The sequence below is a fragment of the Burkholderia sp. MSMB2157WGS genome (assembly GCF_001532755.1).
Classification (GTDB): Bacteria; Pseudomonadota; Gammaproteobacteria; order Burkholderiales; family Burkholderiaceae; genus Burkholderia.
In genome coordinates this window covers 689434-709709 of record NZ_LPJG01000030.1, presented here as the reverse complement: position 1 = coordinate 709709, position 20276 = coordinate 689434, and the positions used below count along the sequence as shown (strand labels likewise).

The 20276-nt window shown below is 69.8% G+C and carries 16 protein-coding genes; 8 read left to right on the top strand and 8 right to left on the bottom strand.

The features are described 5' to 3' along the window. The first annotated feature begins 68 nt into the window (after window positions 1-68). From WT53_RS21700 to WT53_RS21685, 4 genes are all read left to right on the top strand, one after another. Window positions 69-1001: a 4-hydroxyproline epimerase gene (locus tag WT53_RS21700; protein WP_059822814.1), complete on the top strand. Its 933-nt coding sequence runs from the start codon at window positions 69-71 to the stop codon at window positions 999-1001. After that, entirely contained in the window at window positions 998-2125 is a 1128-nt protein-coding gene (locus WT53_RS21695; RefSeq protein WP_059822605.1) for an FAD-binding oxidoreductase, read from the top strand. Before WT53_RS21700 ends, WT53_RS21695 begins: the two co-directional genes overlap by 4 nt. A gap of 210 nt (window positions 2126-2335) precedes the next feature. After that, the gene (locus WT53_RS21690) at window positions 2336-2569 is read left to right on the top strand and encodes a 2Fe-2S iron-sulfur cluster-binding protein (protein ID WP_012338331.1); all 234 of its coding nucleotides are present in this window, start codon (window positions 2336-2338) and stop codon (window positions 2567-2569) included. Beyond that, a complete protein-coding gene (locus WT53_RS21685; RefSeq protein WP_060261384.1) occupies window positions 2566-3834 on the top strand; it encodes an FAD/NAD(P)-binding oxidoreductase in 1269 nt (422 codons plus the stop codon). Before WT53_RS21690 ends, WT53_RS21685 begins: the two co-directional genes overlap by 4 nt. 70 nt (window positions 3835-3904) lie before the next feature. Here WT53_RS21685 and WT53_RS21680 read toward each other — a convergent pair whose 3' ends face one another. The 3 genes from WT53_RS21680 to WT53_RS21670 form a co-directional block, all read right to left on the bottom strand. Then, window positions 3905-4183: a hypothetical protein gene (locus tag WT53_RS21680; protein ID WP_034205024.1), complete on the bottom strand. Its 279-nt coding sequence runs from the start codon at window positions 4181-4183 to the stop codon at window positions 3905-3907. A 96-nt stretch (window positions 4184-4279) separates the two neighbouring features. Continuing rightward, window positions 4280-5608, bottom strand: a complete 1329-nt coding sequence (locus tag WT53_RS21675) for a cytochrome-c peroxidase (RefSeq protein ID WP_080747713.1) — start codon at window positions 5606-5608, stop codon at window positions 4280-4282. Window positions 5609-5661: 53 nt separating this feature from the next. Further along, window positions 5662-7125 (bottom strand): metallophosphoesterase, encoded by a 1464-nt coding sequence (locus WT53_RS21670; protein ID WP_060261381.1) that lies wholly within the window; start codon window positions 7123-7125, stop codon window positions 5662-5664. 162 nt (window positions 7126-7287) lie between these two features. Here WT53_RS21670 and WT53_RS21665 point away from each other — a divergent pair, with 162 nt between their 5' ends. Beyond that, entirely contained in the window at window positions 7288-8139 is an 852-nt protein-coding gene (locus tag WT53_RS21665) for a class I SAM-dependent methyltransferase (protein ID WP_034205021.1), read from the top strand. A 99-nt stretch (window positions 8140-8238) separates the two neighbouring features. Here the strand turns inward: WT53_RS21665 and WT53_RS21660 are convergent, their stop codons facing one another. The 5 genes from WT53_RS21660 to WT53_RS21640 all read right to left on the bottom strand — a co-directional run bounded on the left by WT53_RS21660 (window position 8239) and on the right by WT53_RS21640 (window position 15909). Next, window positions 8239-8550, bottom strand: a complete 312-nt coding sequence (locus tag WT53_RS21660) for a hypothetical protein (RefSeq protein ID WP_034205020.1) — start codon at window positions 8548-8550, stop codon at window positions 8239-8241. Further along, window positions 8547-10568 carry a BCCT family transporter gene (locus tag WT53_RS21655; protein WP_034205019.1) on the bottom strand — a complete coding sequence of 674 codons (2022 nt, stop codon included), beginning with the start codon at window positions 10566-10568 and terminating at the stop codon, window positions 8547-8549. The genes WT53_RS21660 and WT53_RS21655 overlap by 4 nt, the downstream gene beginning before the upstream one ends. 307 nt (window positions 10569-10875) lie before the next feature. Then, window positions 10876-12063 (bottom strand): porin, encoded by a 1188-nt coding sequence (locus WT53_RS21650; RefSeq protein WP_034205018.1) that lies wholly within the window; start codon window positions 12061-12063, stop codon window positions 10876-10878. Window positions 12064-12188: 125 nt separating this feature from the next. Further along, complete coding sequence (locus tag WT53_RS21645) at window positions 12189-14609, bottom strand: glycoside hydrolase family 31 protein (protein ID WP_034205017.1); 2421 nt, start codon at window positions 14607-14609, stop codon at window positions 12189-12191. Between the two features lie 28 nt (window positions 14610-14637). Further along, window positions 14638-15909: an MFS transporter gene (locus WT53_RS21640; RefSeq protein ID WP_034205016.1), complete on the bottom strand. Its 1272-nt coding sequence runs from the start codon at window positions 15907-15909 to the stop codon at window positions 14638-14640. Between the two features lie 469 nt (window positions 15910-16378). Between WT53_RS21640 and WT53_RS21635 the strand changes: the two genes are divergently transcribed. Genes WT53_RS21635 through WT53_RS21625 form a run of 3 tightly spaced genes read left to right on the top strand, consistent with a single transcriptional unit; the run spans window position 16379 to window position 20242 of the window. Beyond that, window positions 16379-17323 (top strand): MurR/RpiR family transcriptional regulator, encoded by a 945-nt coding sequence (locus WT53_RS21635; protein ID WP_034205015.1) that lies wholly within the window; start codon window positions 16379-16381, stop codon window positions 17321-17323. After that, window positions 17320-18318: an isoaspartyl peptidase/L-asparaginase family protein gene (locus WT53_RS21630; RefSeq protein ID WP_034205014.1), complete on the top strand. Its 999-nt coding sequence runs from the start codon at window positions 17320-17322 to the stop codon at window positions 18316-18318. Before WT53_RS21635 ends, WT53_RS21630 begins: the two co-directional genes overlap by 4 nt. Window positions 18319-18343: 25 nt before the next feature. Continuing rightward, entirely contained in the window at window positions 18344-20242 is a 1899-nt protein-coding gene (locus tag WT53_RS21625) for a dipeptide ABC transporter ATP-binding protein (protein ID WP_034205013.1), read from the top strand. Window positions 20243-20276: the final 34 nt, after the last annotated feature.

Genomic DNA, 20276 nt, shown 5'->3' with positions numbered 1-20276 from the left:
AAAGCCACAAGCGGACGGACGCGCGACGGAGGAAGCTATGCTCCTTTCCCCACTTCGGACAGCTCATGATGAAGCGCATCCAGATCATCGATTCGCACACGGGCGGCGAACCCACTCGGCTCGTCGTGTCCGGTTTTCCGTCGCTCGGCAACGGCACGATGGCTGAGCGACGCGACGTGCTCGCGCGCGAGCACGACCGTTACCGCACCGCGTGCATTCTCGAGCCGCGCGGCAGCGACGTGCTGGTCGGCGCGCTGCTGTGCGAGCCGGTAGCGGCCGACGCGGCGGCCGGCGTGATCTTCTTCAACAATAGCGGCTATCTCGGGATGTGCGGGCACGGCACGATCGGCGTCGTGCGCACGCTGCATCACATGGGACGCATCGCGCCCGGCGTGCACCGGATCGAGACGCCGGTCGGCACCGTCGAGGCGACGCTGCACGACGACCTGTCGGTCAGCGTGCGCAACGTGCCCGCGTATCGCCACGCGCAGGGCGTCGAAGTCGACGTGCCGGGATACGGCCCCGTGAAGGGCGACGTCGCGTGGGGCGGCAACTGGTTCTTCCTGATCAGCGACCACGGGCAGCGCGTCGCCGGCGACAACGTCGCGGCGCTCACCGCGTATGCGTCGGCCGTGCGCGAAGGGCTCGAACGCGCGGACATCACCGGCGCGAACGGCGGCGAGATCGATCACATCGAGTTGTTCGCCGACGATCCCCGGCACGACAGCCGCAGCTTCGTGCTGTGCCCGGGCCTCGCCTACGACCGTTCGCCGTGCGGCACCGGCACGAGCGCGAAGCTCGCGTGCCTCGCGGCCGACGGCAAACTCGCGCCGGGCGCCGTGTGGCGGCAGGCGAGCGTGATCGGCAGCGTGTTCCACGCGAGCTACGAGCTGGCCGACGGCGGCATCGTGCCGACGATTCGCGGCAGCGCGCACCTGAGTGCGGAAGCGACGCTGCTGATCGACGAAGACGATCCGTTCGGCTGGGGCATCGGGTCGTGAGCGAAACGAAGACCGACGTCGTCGTGATCGGCGCCGGCATCGTCGGCGCGGCGTGCGCGCACGAGCTCGCGCAGCGCGGGTTGCGCGTGCTCGTCGTCGACGACGCGAGCGGCGGCGCGACCGGCGCGGGCATGGGGCACCTCGTCGCGATGGACGACAATGCGGCCGAGCTCGCGCTGAGCCATTACTCGATCGAACTGTGGCGCGCGTTGAGCGGCGAGATGCCCGACGGCTGCGCATACCGCAACTGCGGCACGCTGTGGCTCGCGGCCGATGCGCACGAGATGGATCTCGCGCGCGCGAAGCAGGCGACGCTCGCCGCGCACGGCGTGGCCGGCGCGCTGATCGACGCGGCGGCGCTCGCGGAACTGGAGCCGATGCTGCGCGCGGGCCTCGGCGGCGCGCTGAAGATTCCGGGCGACGCGATCCTTTATGCGCCCGTCACCGCGAACTGGCTGCTGCAGCGCGCGCCGCGCGTCACGCTGCGCCGCGAGCGGGCCGTCGCGGTCGATGGCCCGAGCGTGACGCTCGCGAGCGGCGACGTGCTGCGCGCGGAGCGTGTGGTCGTCGCGAACGGCGTGGCGGCGCGCACGCTGCTGCCCGAATTGCCGCTGCGCCCGAAAAAGGGCCATCTGCTGATTACCGACCGCTATCCGGGCAAGGTATCGCACCAACTCGTCGAGCTGGGCTATGCGGCGAGCGCGCATGCGAGCGACGGCACGTCGGTCGCATTCAACGTGCAGCCGCGGCCGACCGGGCAGTTGCTGATCGGCTCGTCGCGCCAGTTCGACACCGAGGATGCGCAGGTCGAGCCGCCCGTGCTCGCGCGCATGCTGCGCCGCGCGGCCGGCTACCTTCCGGATCTGGCCGACCTGAACGGCATCCGCGCATGGACGGGTTTTCGCTCCGCGAGCCCCGACGGCCTGCCGCTGCTCGGCGAGCACCCGGCGCGGCCGGGCGTATGGCTCGCGGTCGGGCACGAAGGGCTCGGCGTGACGACCGCGCCGGGCAGTGCGCGGCTCGTCGCCGCGCTGATGGCCGGCGAGCGGCCGCCCATCGATATCGAACCGTATTTGCCGGGACGCTTCCTGACCGCGTCCCCCGTAGCCGGAGCGCTGACATGAAACGACCCCCACGCGCACTTCGTTCGCCGTTGGCCGGAGTTGGCGCTTCGGCGCTTACTCCGGTCCCATGCAAGGCGACCCCCACGGAGGCGGTCCGCCTCGTTGGAACGGTCCGGCGGAGGTTGGCATGAAACGACCCCCACGCGCACTTCGTTCGCTGCCCCCCAAGGGGGCGGTCAGCCTCCTTGGAACGGCCCGGCGGAGGCTGACATGATCATTCATCTGGACGGCCGCGCGCTGACGGTGGCCGACGGTGCGACCGTCGCGGCCGCCGTCGCGGCGAGCGGCGACGACACGACGCGTGTGTCGTGCACGGGCGCGGCGCGAGCGCCGTTTTGCGGGATGGGCATTTGCCAGGAATGCCGGATGACGATCGACGGCCGGCGCCGGCTGGCGTGCCAGACGCTGTGCCGTGACGGCATGCAGGTGGAGCGCACGCGATGAAACAGGAACGATTGAGCGTCGACGTCGCGATCGTCGGCGCGGGGCCGGCCGGGCTGTCGGCCGCGCGGGCCGCCGCGCGCAGCGGCGCGACCGTCGCGATCGTCGACGACAACCCGCGGGCGGGCGGGCAGATCTGGCGGCAGCCGGCCGCGGCCGCACCGACGCGTGCCGCGGCCGAACGCCTCGCCATCCTGAGGCAGCCGAACGTCACGCATCTCGCGGCGACGCGCATCGTCGCCGAAACGCAGCCGGGTACGCTGCTGCTCGAGGACGACGAGCGCGGGCTGCTACTCGATTTCCGGACGCTGATTCTCTGCTGCGGCGCCCGCGAGCTGCTGCTGCCGTTCCCGGGCTGGACGCTGCCCGGCGTGACCGGCGCAGGCGGCTTGCAGGCGCTGATCAAGTACGGGCTTGACGTGCGCGGGCAGCGCACGGTGATCGCGGGCAGCGGGCCGCTGCTGCTGGCGAGCGCGGCGACGGCCCGGCAGGCCGGCGCACGCGTATCGCACGTGCTCGAACAGGCCGCATGGAGCGACGTGGCCGGCTTCGGCGCGGGGCTGTGGCGCTGGCCGTCGAAGCTCGCGCAGGCCGCGAAGCTCGTCACGTCGGCGTATCGGCCCGCTGCGCACGTCGTCGAAGCCTTCGGCGACGTGCGGCTCGAACGCGTGCGGATCCGACACGGCCATCGCGAATTCGACGTCGACTGCGACCGGCTCGCGTGCGGCTTCGGCCTCGTGCCGAACACCGTGCTGCCGCGCCATCTCGGCTGCCAGATCGAGAACGGCGCCGTGGCGGTCGACGCGCATCAGCGTACGAGCCGCGACGGGTATTTCGCGGCGGGCGAATGCACGGGCGTCGGCGGCAGCGAACTGGCAATGGTCGAAGGCGAAATCGCGGGCTACGCGGCGACCGGGCAGACCGCACAACTGGCCGAGCTCGTCGCACGGCGCGCGCACTGGCAGGCGTTCGCGGATGCCGTCCGCGAGCGCTTCGCGATCCGGGAGCCGATCCGCCGGCTCGCACGGCCCGACACGCTGCTGTGTCGTTGCGAGGACGTGCGGTTCGACGCGGTCGCACGGGAGCCGGGCTGGACGGCCGCCAAACTGCAGTCGCGTTGCGGGATGGGCGCGTGCCAGGGCCGCGTGTGCGGCGCGGCCGCGCAGGCGCTGTTCGGCTGGGCGCCGCCGGCGCCGCGCACACCGCTCGTGCCCGCGCGGGTCGGTACGCTGATGCTCGACGGCACGGGATCCTGCGACGGCGCATGACGCGTGCGGGCTTGCGAATACGCGAGTGCGCCGGCCGGACACGGTACCGAAGCGGCAAGCCGCCGCCATTTCATCGGCCGACCGCGTGTGTGGCGAGGTGCTGGCGGATCAGCGACAGGTAACGATCGCCGACCGAGAAATCGCGGGCCGCACGCGGCCGGGCCGGGGCCGGCCGCAGCGTGGCCGGCGCGCTCATGCCCAGATACCGGCACACGGCGGACGGAAAGGGCTTGCGCGTATGCCCGAGCTGACGCGCCGCGCGCTCGACGCGGGCATCGCCGACCTGGGCACGAAGCCACGCCAGCACTTGGCGATCGGTCTCGTTGACGATACGGACCAGATGTTCCATCGCGCACCTCACTGTTCATAAATACAGTACTGTAAATATAACCAGTAGTTGCGGTAACCGCAAGCGGTGGCGCGTCGACTGGCCGTTCGGCCAGGGTCAGCGCGCCGGTGCGGCGGTGCGCGCGATCCGCGCGTCGGGCGCGGCCGACGCGGCGCGGCCGGTATAGCGCGCGTCGGTCAGCGTGCCGAGGAACGCGACGATGTCGTCGATTTCCGCGTCGGTCAGCGCGGGCGGCGTGCCGGGCCGGCGGTTCATCGGCGTCGAGTTGACGTTGATGTTGCCGCGATAGGCGGCCGGCACGTCGTCGAACGTCTTGGCGCCGTGATACCAGAAGCCGGGATCGGTCGAGCGCGTGTTGTAGAACGCGACCGCGTCGCGCAGCGTCGTGAACACGCCGTTGTGCATGAACGTCTGCTTGACCGCGACGTTGCGCAGCCCGGGCGTGCGCAGGTAGCCGCACCATTGCGTCGGTTCGGGCCAGCGCAGCCGCCGCGCGGTATCGCACAGCCCGTTGTCGAAATGGCGCGGATCGCGGTTCGCCGGCAGCGTGCGGTTGCGCGGCACCGCGATCGCGTCGTAACCGAAATCGGTGAAGAGCGAGCGTTCCGGGCGGCTCGACGTGTCCGATAGCGTGTGGCAGGTCATGCAATTGCCCTTGTCCGGATTCCGGAACAGCGCGAGGCCCCGCATCTCGGCCGGCGCGAGCGGCGTGCGCGTGCGCAGGAACGCGTCGAAGCGCGACGTGAACGGCGCCATTTCGTCGCTCTGCAGATAGGCTTCGACGGCCGAGCCCAGCGCGCGCACCAGTTGCTCGGGATCGCGCCGCACCGGCGCGCCGAAGCGCGCGGCGAGATCGGGCGCGAGTTCGGTTGCATCGACCTTGCGCAGCAGCGCGGCCGGCGACCGGTTGTTCATCTCGTTCGGATCGAACAGCGGCCCGCGGATCTGCTCGGCGAGCGTATCCGCGCGACCGTCGCTGAACAGGCCGCCGAACGGCGACGGGGCCGGCGCATCGTCGTCCTGGTAGAAGTGGCGGCGCGGCACGTAGCGCACGTACAGCAGCGACGGCGCATTGCGTCGGCTGAAGCGCCCGGGCCGGCTGCCTTCCGGCACGCCGGGCCCCGCGAGCGATGCGGCCGACAGCGTCGGCGCGAACGCGCGGCCCGGATCGTGGCAGCCCGCGCACGACATGCCGCGCGGCTCGGACAGCCGCGGATCGAAGAAGATCCGGCGGCCGAGCGCGACGAGCGTCGGGTCGGGCGCGAAGCGGGCGGTGGCCGCGTCGATCTTGCTCGTCACCTGCGGCGTGCCGTTGCCGATCGTGTCGACGACGCGCGAAGGCGGCGCGCCAGGAAGCAGGACCGTTTCGGCCGGCGCGGCGTGGGCCGCGAGCGTCAGGCCGGCGAGCACGGTCGCGGCAAGCATGTGCAGCGTCTGCCGGCCGCGCCAGCCATGGCCGTCGCATCGAACTGCTTCCGTCACGGCGCGATGAACCCCGTCTTGTCGCAGGCGAGCGTCGTGCCCGACTGGTTGCACGACGCGAGCCGCTTGCCGGCCGCCGAATACGCATGGAACACCCAGCCCGTCGCCGGTGCCGGGTTGCGCTCCATGATCAGGAAACCGAAGCTGTTGTTGTGCGAAAGCCGCTCGATCACGGCGCCCGGCGCGGGCGTCAGGCCGGCCGGGAATGGGTCGGGCAGCGCGACGTCGAGGTTGTCGCCGCCGTTGCCGGAGACGATCGTCGCCGGGTGCCCGGACGAGAAGTTGATCGCCTGGAAATCGTGCACGTGGCCGTGCAGCGCGACGTGCACGCCCGGCGGGTAGTACGCCTGCGCGTTGAGGCTCGACATCACCGACTGCAGCGCGAGGTTGCCCGGCGCCGGCGTGCTGCCGGCGATCGGCGCGAACGCGAGGATCGGGTGATGGTTCGTGAAGATCGTCGTCGTCATGCCGGGCTTCGACGCGAGCGAGGCGACCGTCTGGAACTGCTTCTGGTAGATGCCGAACTGCGCGTCCGTCGTCTTCAGCGGGCTGCGGCCGACCTTCGCGGTGTCGAACACGATCACCTGCGAGCCGCCGCCGAGCGAAACCGCGTAGGGTTCCGAATAGTTCGCGCTGTTGTCGTTGGCCGGATCGTCGCACGAACGTGCGGCCGAATACGGGCGCGGGTCGAGGAAACGGAACCAGCCCTGGCCCGCGCGCGCGCATTCCTCGTGATTGCCGCGCACGACCACCCACGGCGCCTTCGCGAGCAACGGCGCGGCCGGGCGGAACAGGTCGGCCTGCCACGTATCCCAGCCATAGCCCCACGGGCTGTCCTTGCAGCCGGCGATGTCCGGCGGGCACGCGTTCTCGCGATAGTGGTAGTCGCCGACGTGCAGCACGAGATCGGGCGCCAGCTTCGCGACGCTGGCCGCGATCGTGTCGAACGGCCAGACCGCGGCGTCGTTGCACGCTTGCCATGCGTTGTCGGCCTTCTTCATCCGGCAGCCCGTGTCGGCGATGATCGCGATGCGCTGCGGCTGCGCTTTCGGCAGCGGCAGCGTGCGGCCCGCGACGCTGGCCGCCTGCGCGCCCGCCGGCAACGTCGCCTCGCAGACGGACACCGGGAAGCTCGACGGTTTCGAATCGGCCGGGTCGCTGGCGGTCGGCCGCTGGGCGACGGTCGCGGCGCCCGCGCGCAGCGCCATGCGCGACAGCTTGCCGTCGACGGTCAGTTGCGGGCACGGCGAATCGCCGGCCGACGCGGGCGTGTAGTTCGTGACGACGCGCGCGATCGCCTGGTTCGCATCGCCGATCTCGACCCATGCGGCCTGGACGTTGACCGACGCGCTGGCCGGATCGTCCGGCGTATCGATGTGATTCGAGCACGCGGACAACGCGGCGAGGGCAACAAGAGGAGCGCAGCGCACGAGCAGCGCGCGCGTGATGAATCGTCGCATGGGAGGGGCGGCACCGTAGGAAAGTCGTCAACGATACGCAGCGCGAATGTAAGAAATATGAAAAACGGGGGGTGACGAGGCGCACGCTGGCGGCCTTGACTTCAAGCCGGCTTGAAGTAGCACAGTCCGGTCCGTCATCAATGAATCGGGAGGGGATCGACGATGGAAGCCAACCGGCCCAACGAAGCGCAATCGGCGCTATGGAACGGTCCGTCGGGGCGCGCATGGGTCGATGCGCAGGCGTCGCTGGACCGGATGTTCGCGCCGTTCGAAACGCTGCTGGCGGATGCCGCGGCGGCGGCGGCGTCTGCAAGCAGCGTACTCGATGTCGGCTGCGGCACGGGGGCGGTCACGCTCGCGATCGCGCGGCGGCTCGGCGCGAACGCGCAGTGCACGGGCATCGATATTTCGGCGCGGATGATCGACGCCGCCCGGGCGCGCGCCGAACGCTGCGGCCTGCGCGCCCGCTTCGTGTGCGCGGACGGGCAGACGCATGCGTTCGAGCCGGCGAGCGTCGACCTGATCGTGTCGCGCCTCGGCGTGATGTTCTTCGACGATCCGGTGCGGGCGTTCGCGAACCTGCGGCGGGCGGCGCGCCCGGGTGCGCAGATGCGGTTCGTCGCGTGGCGTGGCGCGGCCGACAATCCGTTCATGACGACGGCCGAGCGGGCGGCCGCGCCGCTGCTGCCGAACCTGCCCGTGCGGCAGCCCGGCGCACTGGGGCAGTTCGCGTTCGGCGACCGGCAGCGGATCGCATCGGTGCTGTCGGACAGCGGCTGGGCCGACGTCGCGATCGAGCCGGTCGACCGGGCGTGCGTGCTGCCGGAGCCTGCGCTGGACGACTACATTGCCCGGCTGGGCCCGGTAGGCCTCGCATTGCTGGAGACGGACGAAGCGACGCGGCGGTGCGTGATCGACACGATGCGCGCGGCGTTCGAGCCGTACGTGCATGGCGCCGAGGTGCGTTTCGATGCGGCGTGCTGGCTCGTGACGGCGCGCGCGCCGAGCGCATGATGTGTCGCATGAAAGGAGCGGATCAGGGAGTGGTCGGCCATCCGCTGGCCCCGCGCGTGACCGTGCCCGCGTGACGCAGCGGATGGCGCGGCGCGGCCGTCAGCGTTTCCGCGCGCGCAGCATCAGCCACGCGCAGCCACCGGCGACCAACGCGAGTCCGAGCAGGACGGCCTCGGCGCCGAGCGCGAAACCCGGGGGCATTTCGCCGCTGTTCGGTACCGGCGACAGGTTGCCGCCCATCGCGACGGCGCCGCCGGCGAGCAGCGCCGCGCAGACGAGCCAGTAGACCTTGCCGAGCGGCGCCGCGGCGCGGATCCGCCACAGCGCGATGCCGGCGCCGCCGAGGTACAGCACGGCGAGCGTGCCGAGTGCGATGACGTCGACGGCGCGGCTTTGCAGCAACCCGCTCACTCGGCCTCCGTCGCGTGCCCCGGCGCGCGGCTCAGCAGGTGCGTGCGTGTGTCCGCGGCGAGCGACACGTAGCGTTCGTACTGGCGCAGCACGTCGGCGATCACTTCGTCGCCGCGCAGGTATTCGACGTCGTAGCCGAGCCGGCCATCCTCGAAGAACGTGACGATCCCGTACACGTGCGCCCGCGCGGCTTCCGGCTCGGCCGCCTCGCGCATCAGGAACGCGGCCGCGGATTTCGCGGTGACGCGCACGCCATACACGAAATCGCGGTGTTCGGCGGTCGGCACGGTGAGCCGCACCGCATCGTCGCCGTCGCGCTGCACGTGCGCATCGACGCCGCTTGCGCGCAGCTCGTCGGCGACCTTGCGCAGCGCGGGCTCGACCGTCTCGGCGACGAACTGGCGCGCCTCGGCCTCGGTCGTCTGCCGCAGGATGTGCGTCAGGCGATGGCGCCAGTGCTGGCCGGTCCAGAAGCTCGCCGCGGGCGCGATGTCCTGCGAATAGTGCGCACGGTCGGCCGCGAGCCCGCGCCATAGCCCGTAGCACAGCGCGAGCATGATGAGAGCGACCGGCAGCGCCGCGATCAGCGTCATCGCCTGCAACGCGCCGAGCCCGCCCGCGACGAGCAGCACCGCGGCCGTCACGCCGAGCAGCGCGGCCCAGAACAGCCGCTGCCAGACCGGCGAATGCGCGTTGCCGCGCGTCGCGATCTGGTCGATCACGAACGCGCCCGAATCGGCGGACGTGACGAAGAACACCGCGATCAGCACGATCGCGACGATCGACAGCAGTTGCGGAAACGGCAGGAAATCGAAGAAGCGGAACAGCAGCGCATCGACGTTGGTCGCCGTCTGCGCGAGCGCGCCGGCCGCGCCGTGCGTGTCGAGCCAGATCGCGCTGTTGCCGAACACGGTCATCCACACGAGGTTGAACGCGGTCGGCACGAGCAGCACGCCGATCACGAACTGGCGGATCGTACGGCCGCGCGAGATGCGCGCGATGAACATGCCGACGAACGGCGACCACGACACCCACCACGCCCAGTAGAGAATCGTCCAGCCGCCGAACCAGCCTTCCTCGCGCGGCGGCGCGTAGGCGTACGTGCGGAACGACAGGTCGACGAGGCTCGACAGGTACTGGCCGATGTTGTCGCCGAGCGCGCGCAGCAGGAATGCGGTCGGGCCCGCGACCACCACGAAGGCGAGCAGCAGGAACGCGAGCAGCAGGTTCAGCTCGGACAGCCGGCGCACGCCCTTGTCGAGGCCGGTCGCGGCCGACACGCCCGCGAGGATCACGACCACCGCGACGAGCCCGATGCGGAACAGGTTGCCGCCCGTGTCCCACCCGGCGGCCGTATGCAGGCCCGCGCTCAGCTGCATCACACCGTAGCCGAGGGTCGTCGCGATCCCGGCGACCGTGCCGACGAGCGCGAACGCGTCGACCGTGTGACCGACCCAGCCGTCGATGCGCTCGCGCAGCACCGGATACAGCCCCGAGCGCAGCGTGAGCGGCAGGTTGTAGCGGAAGCCGAAGTACGCGAGCACGAGCCCCATCAGCCCGTAGATCGCCCACGCGTGGAAGCCCCAGTGGAAGAACGTCATCAGCATCGCCTCGCGCGCGGCGGCGGGCGTGCCGGCGTCGACGGTCGGCGGCTTCAGGAAATGCTGCATCGGCTCGCCGACACCGAAATACATCAGCCCGATGCCCATGCCGGCCGCGAACAGCATCGCCGTCCACGACACGAAGCTGAATTCGGGTTCGGCGTCGTCGGGGCCGAGCCGGATATTGCCGAAGTCGCTGGCGGCGATCAGCACGAGAAACACGAGGAAGCCGGTGACGGCGAGCACGTAGAACCAGTCGAATCGTGCGATGACCCATTGCTGGCCGGCGGAGAACAGTGCACCGGCTTCGCTCGGGTGCAGTGCGCACACGACGAGTAGCGCGCCGATGACGGCGAGCGCGGGCAGGACGACCTGCGGCTTGAATGTCGTGCGGGGCGAGGGGCGGGAATCCGGCATGGCGGGCATCCAGTTGTGGGCGCAACGAAGCGCGACGCCGCCCGGCGCGCACGTCGCGCGTCGGACCCTGATACGGCGTGCGTCGAGTGTACCGCGGTGTCAGGACTGCAAGAAGGGGTATGCAGAAGGATGAACCTGACGGATTGTAAGGTATCGCGGCCATCGAGAAAACCCGCGCGATGCGCGCGGCGGGCCGGCGAGGCGGGGAACGCGCCGCGACGAACGCGTATCGGGCGCCCGGACGGCGCGCGCGGCAAGCGCATCGTCCTGGCCGGAGACGGCGCGCGGAAGGCGCCGCCGGACGGGCTCAGAACGTGACGGCGATCCCGGCCATGCCGACGAACTGGCCGTGCGTCGTCGACGGCGTGAGCTGCTGCGAATCGCCGACGATCGGCGCCGCGTCGACGATGTGGCCGGCGCCTTGCGCGCCGAGCGTCCGCCCGCTCGAATGCGTGTACGCCTGCAGCGCGTAGAGCGTCGTGCGTTTCGACAGGCTGTACGACTCCTTCAGCGAATACTGCTGATAGCGGGCCGCGTTCGCGACGCCGTTCGCCTTCGACGCGAGCGTATACGCGAATGCGCCGGCCACCGAGAACGTCGGCGTGAAGCGGTACGCGGCAAGCGCGCCGTAGGTGTTGAACACGGCCGTGTCGGTGAAGGTCGAGCCGTTGCCGGGCAGATACTTCACATTCGAATAGTTGAGCCCCATCGTCAGGTCGCCGAGCGTGTAGTTGCCGGCCGCCGCGACCTGCTCGACGGCTTTCGCGGTGAGGTAGCCCTGATTCAGCACGGATACCGCGAAGCTGCCCGACGATGCGGTGGCCGGATTCAGGAAGCCCGCCGACGAGCCCGAGCTGTTGATCCGCAGGTAGCCGGCCGCGATCCCGACCGGCCCGTTCGCATAGCGCAGCGCGGCGCTGAACGTGTTGCCCTTGCCGGTCGCGCCGGCAATGCCGCCGAATGCGTACATCGCGCTCGCGCTCAGCCCGGCGAAGGTCGGCGACGTATAGGTGACCGAGTTGTTCACGCGAATCGTCGTGTCGAGGCCGTCGATGTCGCCCGGATGCGCGCCGGTGGCGCCCGTCAGCCAGCTGCTCGACGCGTACGGGCCGACGAACAGAAAGTAGGGCGTGTACTGGCGGCCGGCCGTGACCGTGCCGTAGCGAACGTTGCGCAGGCCGACGAACGCCTGGCGATTGAACAGCGTGCCGGCGGCGGCCTGCGCGCCCGTATTCAGGTTGAAGCCGGCCTGCAGGTCGAAGATCGCGTGCGTGCCGCCGCCGAGATCCTCGTCGCCGCGCAGCCCGAACTTCGACGCATACAGGTTGCCGTCGCGCATGTAGACGTTCGAGTGTCCCTGCTGGTTGTTCACGTACGCGAGCGAATCGTCGACGACGCCGTACAGCGTGACGCTGCTCTGCGCGTGGGCGGCGGTCGTGCCGAGCGACGCGGCCGATAAAATCAGGATTGCATAACGGTTAGCGGATGCTTTCATTGTCGATCTCCGGGTCTCTTCATCTTTTCAAGGGGCGGGAGGTTGAATGCCTCCTCTGTGGCAGGGGGCGGGCCGCGCGAACGGCCCGCCCGATCGGGTTTGCTTCGGCTTTCGTGTTCGGTGGTTCAGTGGTCGAACGCGACGACGAGGCGGCGCCACGCACCGTCCCGCGCATCCTGCTCGACCCGCGCACCGCGCACGGCAACCGGGCCTTGCAGCGACGCGGGCAGCAGGATCTCGACGCGATCGGCCGGGCGCGCCGGGCGGCCGTCCCAGCGGACCGACACGCCGAGCACGCCCGACGCCTCGCGGCCGGTCTCGATGCGCCACAGGCCGTATTCGCCGTCTCGCCATGCTTCCGTCTCGCCGTCGTCCTCGACGCATTCGCCGTACGCGACGCCGTCCTCGATCCGCGGTGCGACGAGGAAGCCGCGCGTATCGGCGCGCGCACCGAAATGCTGTTCCGCGACGTTCAGCGGCAGCACGCGGCCTTCGCGCAGCAGCGTCACCGGCATGTCGAGCGGCGCGGGCAGCGTCACGCTCGCGCCGCCGTCGAACGACTGCGCGCTCGCACAGCACGTCCAGCGTGCGCCCGCCGGCAGGTAAACCGTGCGCTCGGTCTGGCCGGGATCGACGACCGGCGCGACCAGCAGCGCGTCGCCGAGCATCATGTCGTCGCATGCGTCGTAGCAGCGCGCATCGCCGGGGAAATCGGCGAAGGTCGGCCGCAACACGGGCTCGTAGCGCGTGGTCGACAGCCACAACAGGTGATAGAGGTACGGCAGCAGCCGGTAGCGCTGCTTGATCAGCGACGCGATCTGCGCGGTGATCTCCGGGTACATCCACGGTTCGTTGACGGTGCCGTCGTCGTTCCACGAATGAATGCTGAAGCGCGGCATGAAGATGCCGAACTGCACCCAGCGCAGCAGCAATTCGGGCGACGGCGCGGGGCCGGAGAAGCCGCCGATGTCGTGGCCGATGTTCGACACGCCCGACAGCGCGAGCCCGAGGCCCATCTTCAGGTTGTAGCGCAGCGTTTCCCAGGACGTGAAGTTGTCGCCGGACCACGTCTGCACGTAACGCTGCATGCCGGCGCCGCCGGAGCGCGACACGAGGAACGGCCGGCGCGCCGGCGCATGCGCGCGCTGCGCATCGCGCGACGCACGCATCATCAGCATCGTCTGGAGCACCTTGGCTTCGCGCGCCGGAAACGGCTGGCCGAAGCCGTGCGCGATCGCGTCGGGCGACCAGATCTCGTATTCGTTGTTGTCGTTCCAGGTCGACTCGATCCCGTATTCCAGCAGCGCCGACGTGACCTGCTCGCACCACCATCGGTAGGTGTCCGGCTGCGTGAAGTCGAGATACGCGCCGACTTCGTCCCAGAACTGCACCCATGCGGGTTCGCCGGATGCCGAGCGGATCAGCAGCCCGCGCTGCGCGGCTTCTTCGAACGCGGGATGGTCGCGCAGCAGGCACGGCTTGATGTTCGCGCACAGGCGGATGCCGTGGTCGCGATAGTGCTGCACGAAGCCCTTCGCGTCGGGAAACTTGTCGCGGTTCCAGTTGAACACGTAGCGCTTCGCGCCGATCGACGTATAGCCCGACGACAGGTGGAACGAATCGCACAGGATGTCGTGCGCGTCGCACTGCTCGACGAACTGGTTCATCTGCTGCTGGGCGTCCGGCGCGTCGGTGTAGCTCATCGTCGAGCCCGAATAGCCGAGCCCCCATTTCGGCGTGCGCGCGGGGCGCCCGGTCAGCCACGTGAAGCGCCGCGCGGCCGCGAGCGGCGTATCGGGCGACGCGATGAAGTAGTAGTCGAGATCGCCGTGCTCGGCGACGAAATAGCGATAGGGCCCGTGATAGTTGTCGAGCTCGCGGCCCATGTCGAACGAGCAGTCGGACAGCGTGTCGTAGAACAGCCCGAAACCCTGGCACGCATCGGGCGACCACGTGATGTAGAACGGGATGTGCTTGTACAGCGGGTCGGTGTGCTTCGCGCTGTAGCCCATCGCGTCGATGTTGCGCATCTCGAAGCGTGCGCCCGTGCGGTCGAGTTCGCCTGCGCGTTCGCCGAGGCCGAATACCTTGTCGCCGCGCGCGCGGGCGACGTAGTGATACGCGCGGTCGTCCCACCAGCCGAAGTTGTACGCCTGCGTCGGGCGGTCGGCGAGTGCGACGCGCCATGCGCCGTCCGCGCCGCGCATCGACCACGTGCAATGGCCGCCTTGCCGGCGCACCGTGAGCCGGACCTGCGCGGTTTCGATGCGCACGCCGTCGTCGTCTTCCACGAAGTCGTAGTGGGGCAGCGCGAAGCCGCTCAGGTCGAGGCGGTCGCGCCCGTCGAGCGGCACGTCGTCGAGACCGGGCGCGATCGTCCACGTGCGCGGGTTGCGCGCCGTCGCGTCGGGGAGCACGCGCACGCGCACGATATCGTCCTCGAGCACGAAGATTTCGAGAGTCGCGCCCGTATCGGAGGCGAGCAGCACGCGGTTCGCGTGGTGACTGGCGACGCGGAACACGGGCGGATGAAGAAGCGAAGTCATGAATGCGATTTCCTGGTGAAAACGGATGTCACGCGTGCTGCGCGAGCAGGCGTTCCTGCTTCGACTGCCCGCGGATCAGCACCGCGAGCAGCGTGACGCCGACGATGTCGAACAGGCCGAGGCACGCGAACAGGGGCGCATAGCCGATCTTGTCCGCGAGCGCGCCGACCAGCAGCGAGAAGCCGAGGCCGCCGATCCACGCGGCCATCCCGGCGAAGCCGCTCGCGGTGCCGACTTCCTCGGGATCGAACACGTCGGCCGACAGCGTGTTGACGAGCGCCGAGATCATCTGGTGCGCGAAGCCGCCGACGCAGAACAGCGCAATCGCCGTGTACGGCGACGACACGAGACCGATCATCGCGGGCCCGAGCATCAGCACCGCGCCGAGCGCGACGCCGGCGACGCGCGACCACACGAGCGGCAGCCTGAAGCGACTGGCGAGATACGGCGACAGATAGCCGCCCGCGATGCCGCCTGCGTCGGCCGCGAGAAACGGCATCCACGCGAACACCGCGATCTGCGTGAGCGGCATGTGGCGCTCGGTCGCGAGGTACAGCGGAATCCAGAAGCTGAAGGTCTGCCATGCGGGTTCCGCGAAGAAGCGCGGCAGCGCGATCGCCCAGAAGCGGCGCGCGGTGACGACGTCGCGGATGCGGCGCTTCGACACGGGCGGCATCGTGGCCTGGCCGTCGCGGATCAGCGTGCGCTCCTGCGGCGTGATGCGCGGATGATCGGCCGGTGACCGGTACTGCGTGTACCAGAGCGCGGCCCACACGAATCCGAGCGCGCCGGTGACCATGAACGCGGCCTGCCAGCCGAACCGCATCGACAGGAACACGACGAGCGGCGGCGCGATCGCGGCGCCGAGCGACGTGCCCGCGTTGAAGTAGCCGACCGCGACCGATTTCTCGCGATCGGGAAACCATTCGGCGACGGCCTTCATCCCGGACGGAATCGCGGCGGCCTCGAACAGGCCCAGAAAGCCGCGCAGGATGCCGAGCGACAGCCAGCCGGACGCGAAGCCGTGCGCGACGCCGACCACCGACCACAGCATCGCGAACAGCGCGAAACCGAGCCGCAGCCCGATCAGGTCGACGATGAACCCGCATACCGGTTGCATGATCGTGTAACCGATCTGGAAGGCGCCGACGATGTACGAGTACTGCTGCGTCGAGATCGCGAACACCTGCTTGAGCTCGGGCGCGAGCACCGCGAGGGAATTCCGTGCGAGGTAGTTGAGGATCGTGCCGAGACACACGAGCACGATGATCCACCAGCGCAACGCCTTGACTGTCTTCACTGCTGTCTCCTGTCAGGGAGGGCGGGCGCGCGGCGCCTGCCCGGTCCGTGAGGGCCATCCGTCCGGATGGCTTGTTTCGTTTTGTTCGTACGATGTCCGATCTTGATGCGCGCCGGTTTTACCGGTTTATATCGAAATCACGGTGTTCGAGCGAACATTCGGTCGTCTTCGAGCTGCAATGTTATCTGACGACTGATCATTTTCGAACATCCTATGTTCGAATGCGAATCCGGTCAACGTGAATCTGCATTCGAACGAACGTACTCGGGGTTTTCCCGATGAGCGGTGGCGACCGGGCGAGCGGCAGCGCAGGCGGTTGCCCGTCGAAGGCCCGTGCGGCGGCCCGGACGATCGTCCGGACGGTCGACGCACGCCGGGTGGGGCGTGACAACCCTGATGAAAATTTATTTCTTTTCGGAAGACGGATTGTGTAAATTGATTTTCATCGAACCTTGCAACAACCCTTCGCATGACGCCTCTCATTCCGCCCGATGTCAGTCACGACGAACCCGCGATCGCCGAGCGGATCGCGTCGGCGATGCCGTTGATGACGCCGATTCACCGGCGCATGGGCGAATTCGTGCTCGCGAACCCGTTTCGCGCGGCGACGATGCGGATCGACGAGCTCGCGCAGGCGGTGAATGCGTCGATCGCGACCGCGAACCGCTTCGCGAAGGCGCTCGGCTTCGACGGCTATCCGGCGATGCGCGCGGCGCTCGTACGCGGCTTCGAGGCCACGCTCGGGCCGGTCGAACGGCTGCGTTCCGCGCAGGAGCAGGAGTCCGGCGTGCGCGGCGCGGTCTGGATCGACGCGGTGTTCGACCAGGCTGCCGCCAACATCGAGAACACGCGTGCGCAACTGGACGCGGCCGATGTCGAGGCGGCGGTCGAGGCGATCGTCGGCGCGCGGCGCGTGCTGATTCTCGGCGCCGGGTCGAGCGCGTTTCTGGCCGGATTGATGGAGCACGGACTGTCCGTCTGTCATGACAGCGTGCAATCGCTCGCGCTGCTCGGCGGGCCGTCGCATGCGGCGCGACGCCTGTACACGGCCGATTCTCGCGATCTCGTGATTGCGCTCGCGTTTCCGCGCTACGTGAAGGACACGATCGAGCTGGCCCGTCGTGCGGCGGCGCGCGGCGCGCGCGTGCTCGGCATCTCCGACGGCCCGCAATCGCCGCTCGCGCCGCTCGCGTCGCTGAACCTGTACGTCAAGGCCGAGCGGCGTTTCGCGGCCACGTCGGAAGCCGCCGTGCTGACGATGATCGAGGCGCTGATCGACGCGGTCGCGCTGCGCACGCACCGGTCCGCGAAATCCGCCGCCGAGATGACCGAATTCCTGCTGCCGTGGCTCGTGCAGCCGCAAGCGGCGTTGCCGGCCGCCAACCCTTCTTTCCCCCGTCCGAAAAAATCATGACTTCATCCGCGATCGTCGCGATTCACGGCGGCGCAGGCACGATCCTGCGCGAAGCGATGGATACCGACACCGAACGTCGGTACCGCGCCGAACTCACCGCGATCCTGCAGGCCGCGCAACAGGTACTGGCCGACGGCGGCAGCGCGCTCGACGCCGTCACCGTCGCGGTGCGGATGCTCGAGGATTGCCCGCTGTTCAACGCCGGGCGCGGCGCCGTCTATACGGCGGAAGGCAAGCACGAACTCGATGCGGCGGTCATGGACGGCGCGACGCTCGGCGCCGGCGCGATCTGCTGCGCGACCCGCGTGCGCAATCCGGTGCTCGCCGCGCGGCGCGTGATGGAGGCGAGCGAGCACGTGCTGTTCGCCGGCGCGGGCGCCGATGCGTTCGCGGCCGCGCAGGGGCTCGAACTCGCCGAGCCCGGCTACTTCGACACCGAATCGCGGCATGCGCAGTGGGTGAAGGCGCGCGCGGCGGCCGGCGCGATGCTCGACCACGATGCGGCGACGTTCGTGTTCGGCCAGTCGCAGCAACAGACGCAGCCGGCCGAGCCGCTCGATCCGGACCGCAAGCACGGCACGGTCGGCGCGGTCGCGTGCGACCTGAACGGCCACATCGCGGCGGCGACGTCGACGGGCGGCATCACGAACAAGCAGCCGGGGCGTGTCGGCGATTCGCCGATCATCGGCGCCGGCTGCTATGCGGACGACGCGACCTGCGCGGTATCGTCGACGGGCACCGGCGAGATGTTCATGCGGCTCGCGACGGCCTACGACGTCGCCGCGCAGATCGCGTATCGCGGCGCGTCGCTCGCCGATGCCGCGCACGACGTCGTGATGAACAAGCTGCCGCGCCTCGCGGGCCGCGGCGGGATCATCGCGGTCGACGCACGGGGCAACGTCGCGATGCCGTTCAACACCGAAGGGATGTACCGCGGCTACGCGCGCGTCGGTGAAGCGCCGGTCGTCGGCATCTACCGCGACGACGCGGCGTGATCGCGGATCGCACGAGGAGAGACGCATGACTTCGAGCCGTAACCCGTCGGTCCTGACGCTGCCCGAGCAGCGCGTGGTGGCCGTCGACGATCTGTCGGTGACGTTCCGCCGCGAAGGCGCGACGTTCGACGCGGTGCGCAACGTGTCGTTTCACGTCGATCGCGGCGAGACGCTCGCGATCGTCGGCGAATCGGGCTCGGGCAAGTCGGTCACGTCGCTCGCGCTGATGCGCCTCGTCGAGCACGGCGGCGGCGAAATCACGAGCGGCCGGATCGCGTTCCGGCGCCGCGGCGGCGCGCTGGTCGATCTCGCGCAGGCGCGTGCCGCGACGATGCGCGGCATCCGCGGCGCGGACATCGCGATGATCTTCCAGGAGCCGATGACGTCGCTGAATCCGGTATTTACGGTCGGCGACCAGATCAGCGAGGCGATCGCGCTGCACCAGTCGAAGGGCGCCGCCGAAGCACGCGCGGAAGCGCTGCGGCTGCTCGATCTGGTGCGCATCCCCGAAGCGCGCCGCGTGTTCGCACGTCATCCGCATCAGTTGTCCGGCGGGATGCGGCAGCGTGTGATGATCGCGATGGCGCTGTCGTGCCGGCCCGCGCTGCTGATCGCCGACGAGCCGACGACCGCGCTCGACGTGACGATCCAGGCGCAGATCCTGCAACTGATCCGCGGGCTGCAGGACGAAATGAACATGGGCGTGATCTTCATCACGCACGACATGGGGGTGGTGGCCGAAGTCGCCGACCGCGTGCTCGTGATGTATCGCGGCGAGAAGGTCGAGGAGGGCGAGTCCGAGCGGATATTCACGACGCCCGCGCATCGCTACACGCGGGCGCTGCTCGCGGCGGTGCCGCGGCTCGGCTCGATGCAGGGCACCGACGTCCCCGAGAAATTCCCGCTGCTCAAGGTGGACGGCGCGAGCGCGACGGCGCCGACCACGGCGTGCGCGGCGAACGACGCGCAGCCGCCCGTCGATCACGCCGCGCCGCCGATCCTGCGCGTGCGCGATCTCGTCACGCGCTTTCCGGTGAAGAGCGGCGTGTTCGGCCGCGTGTCGCAATACGTGCATGCGGTCGAGCGCGTGAGCTTCGAGCTGCGCGCGGGCGAGACGCTCGCGCTCGTCGGCGAATCGGGCTGCGGCAAGTCGACCACCGGCCGTTCGCTGTTGCGCCTCGTCGAATCGCAAAGCGGCTCGATCGAATTCGACGGCCGCGACATCAGCGCGCTGAAGGGCCCGGACCTGCAGGCGTTGCGCCGCAACATCCAGTTCATCTTCCAGGACCCGTTCGCGTCGCTGAACCCGCGTCTGACCGTCGGCTTCTCGATCATGGAGCCGCTGCTGGTGCACGGCGTCGCGAGCGGCGGCGAAGCGCAGGCGCGGGTCGACTGGCTGCTCGACAAGGTCGGCCTGCCGCCGGAGGCCGCGCGCCGCTATCCGCACGAATTCTCGGGCGGTCAGCGCCAGCGGATCGCGATCGCGCGTGCGCTCGCGCTGAACCCGAAGGTCGTGATCGCCGACGAGTCGGTGTCGGCGCTCGACGTGTCGGTGCAGGCGCAGATCGTCAACCTGATGCTCGACCTGCAGCGCGAGCTGGGCGTCGCGTACCTGTTCATCTCGCACGACATGGCGGTGGTCGAGCGCGTCAGCCATCGCGTCGCGGTGATGTATCTCGGCCAGATCGTCGAGATCGGCCCGCGCCGCGCGGTGTTCGAGGCGCCGCAGCATCCGTACACGAAGAAGCTGATGAGCGCGGTGCCGGTGGCCGACCCCGCGCGCCGGCATGCGCCGCGCCAGCTCGCGGCGGACGAGATTCCGAGCCCGATCCGCGCGGTCGGCGACGAGCCGCTCGTCGCGCCGCTCGTCGCGGTCGGCCCCGATCATTACGTCGCGACGCATCGTGTCGGCGGCGCGTATTGAGTGGGGGAGCGTGCGCGGCGACGACGGCGCACGC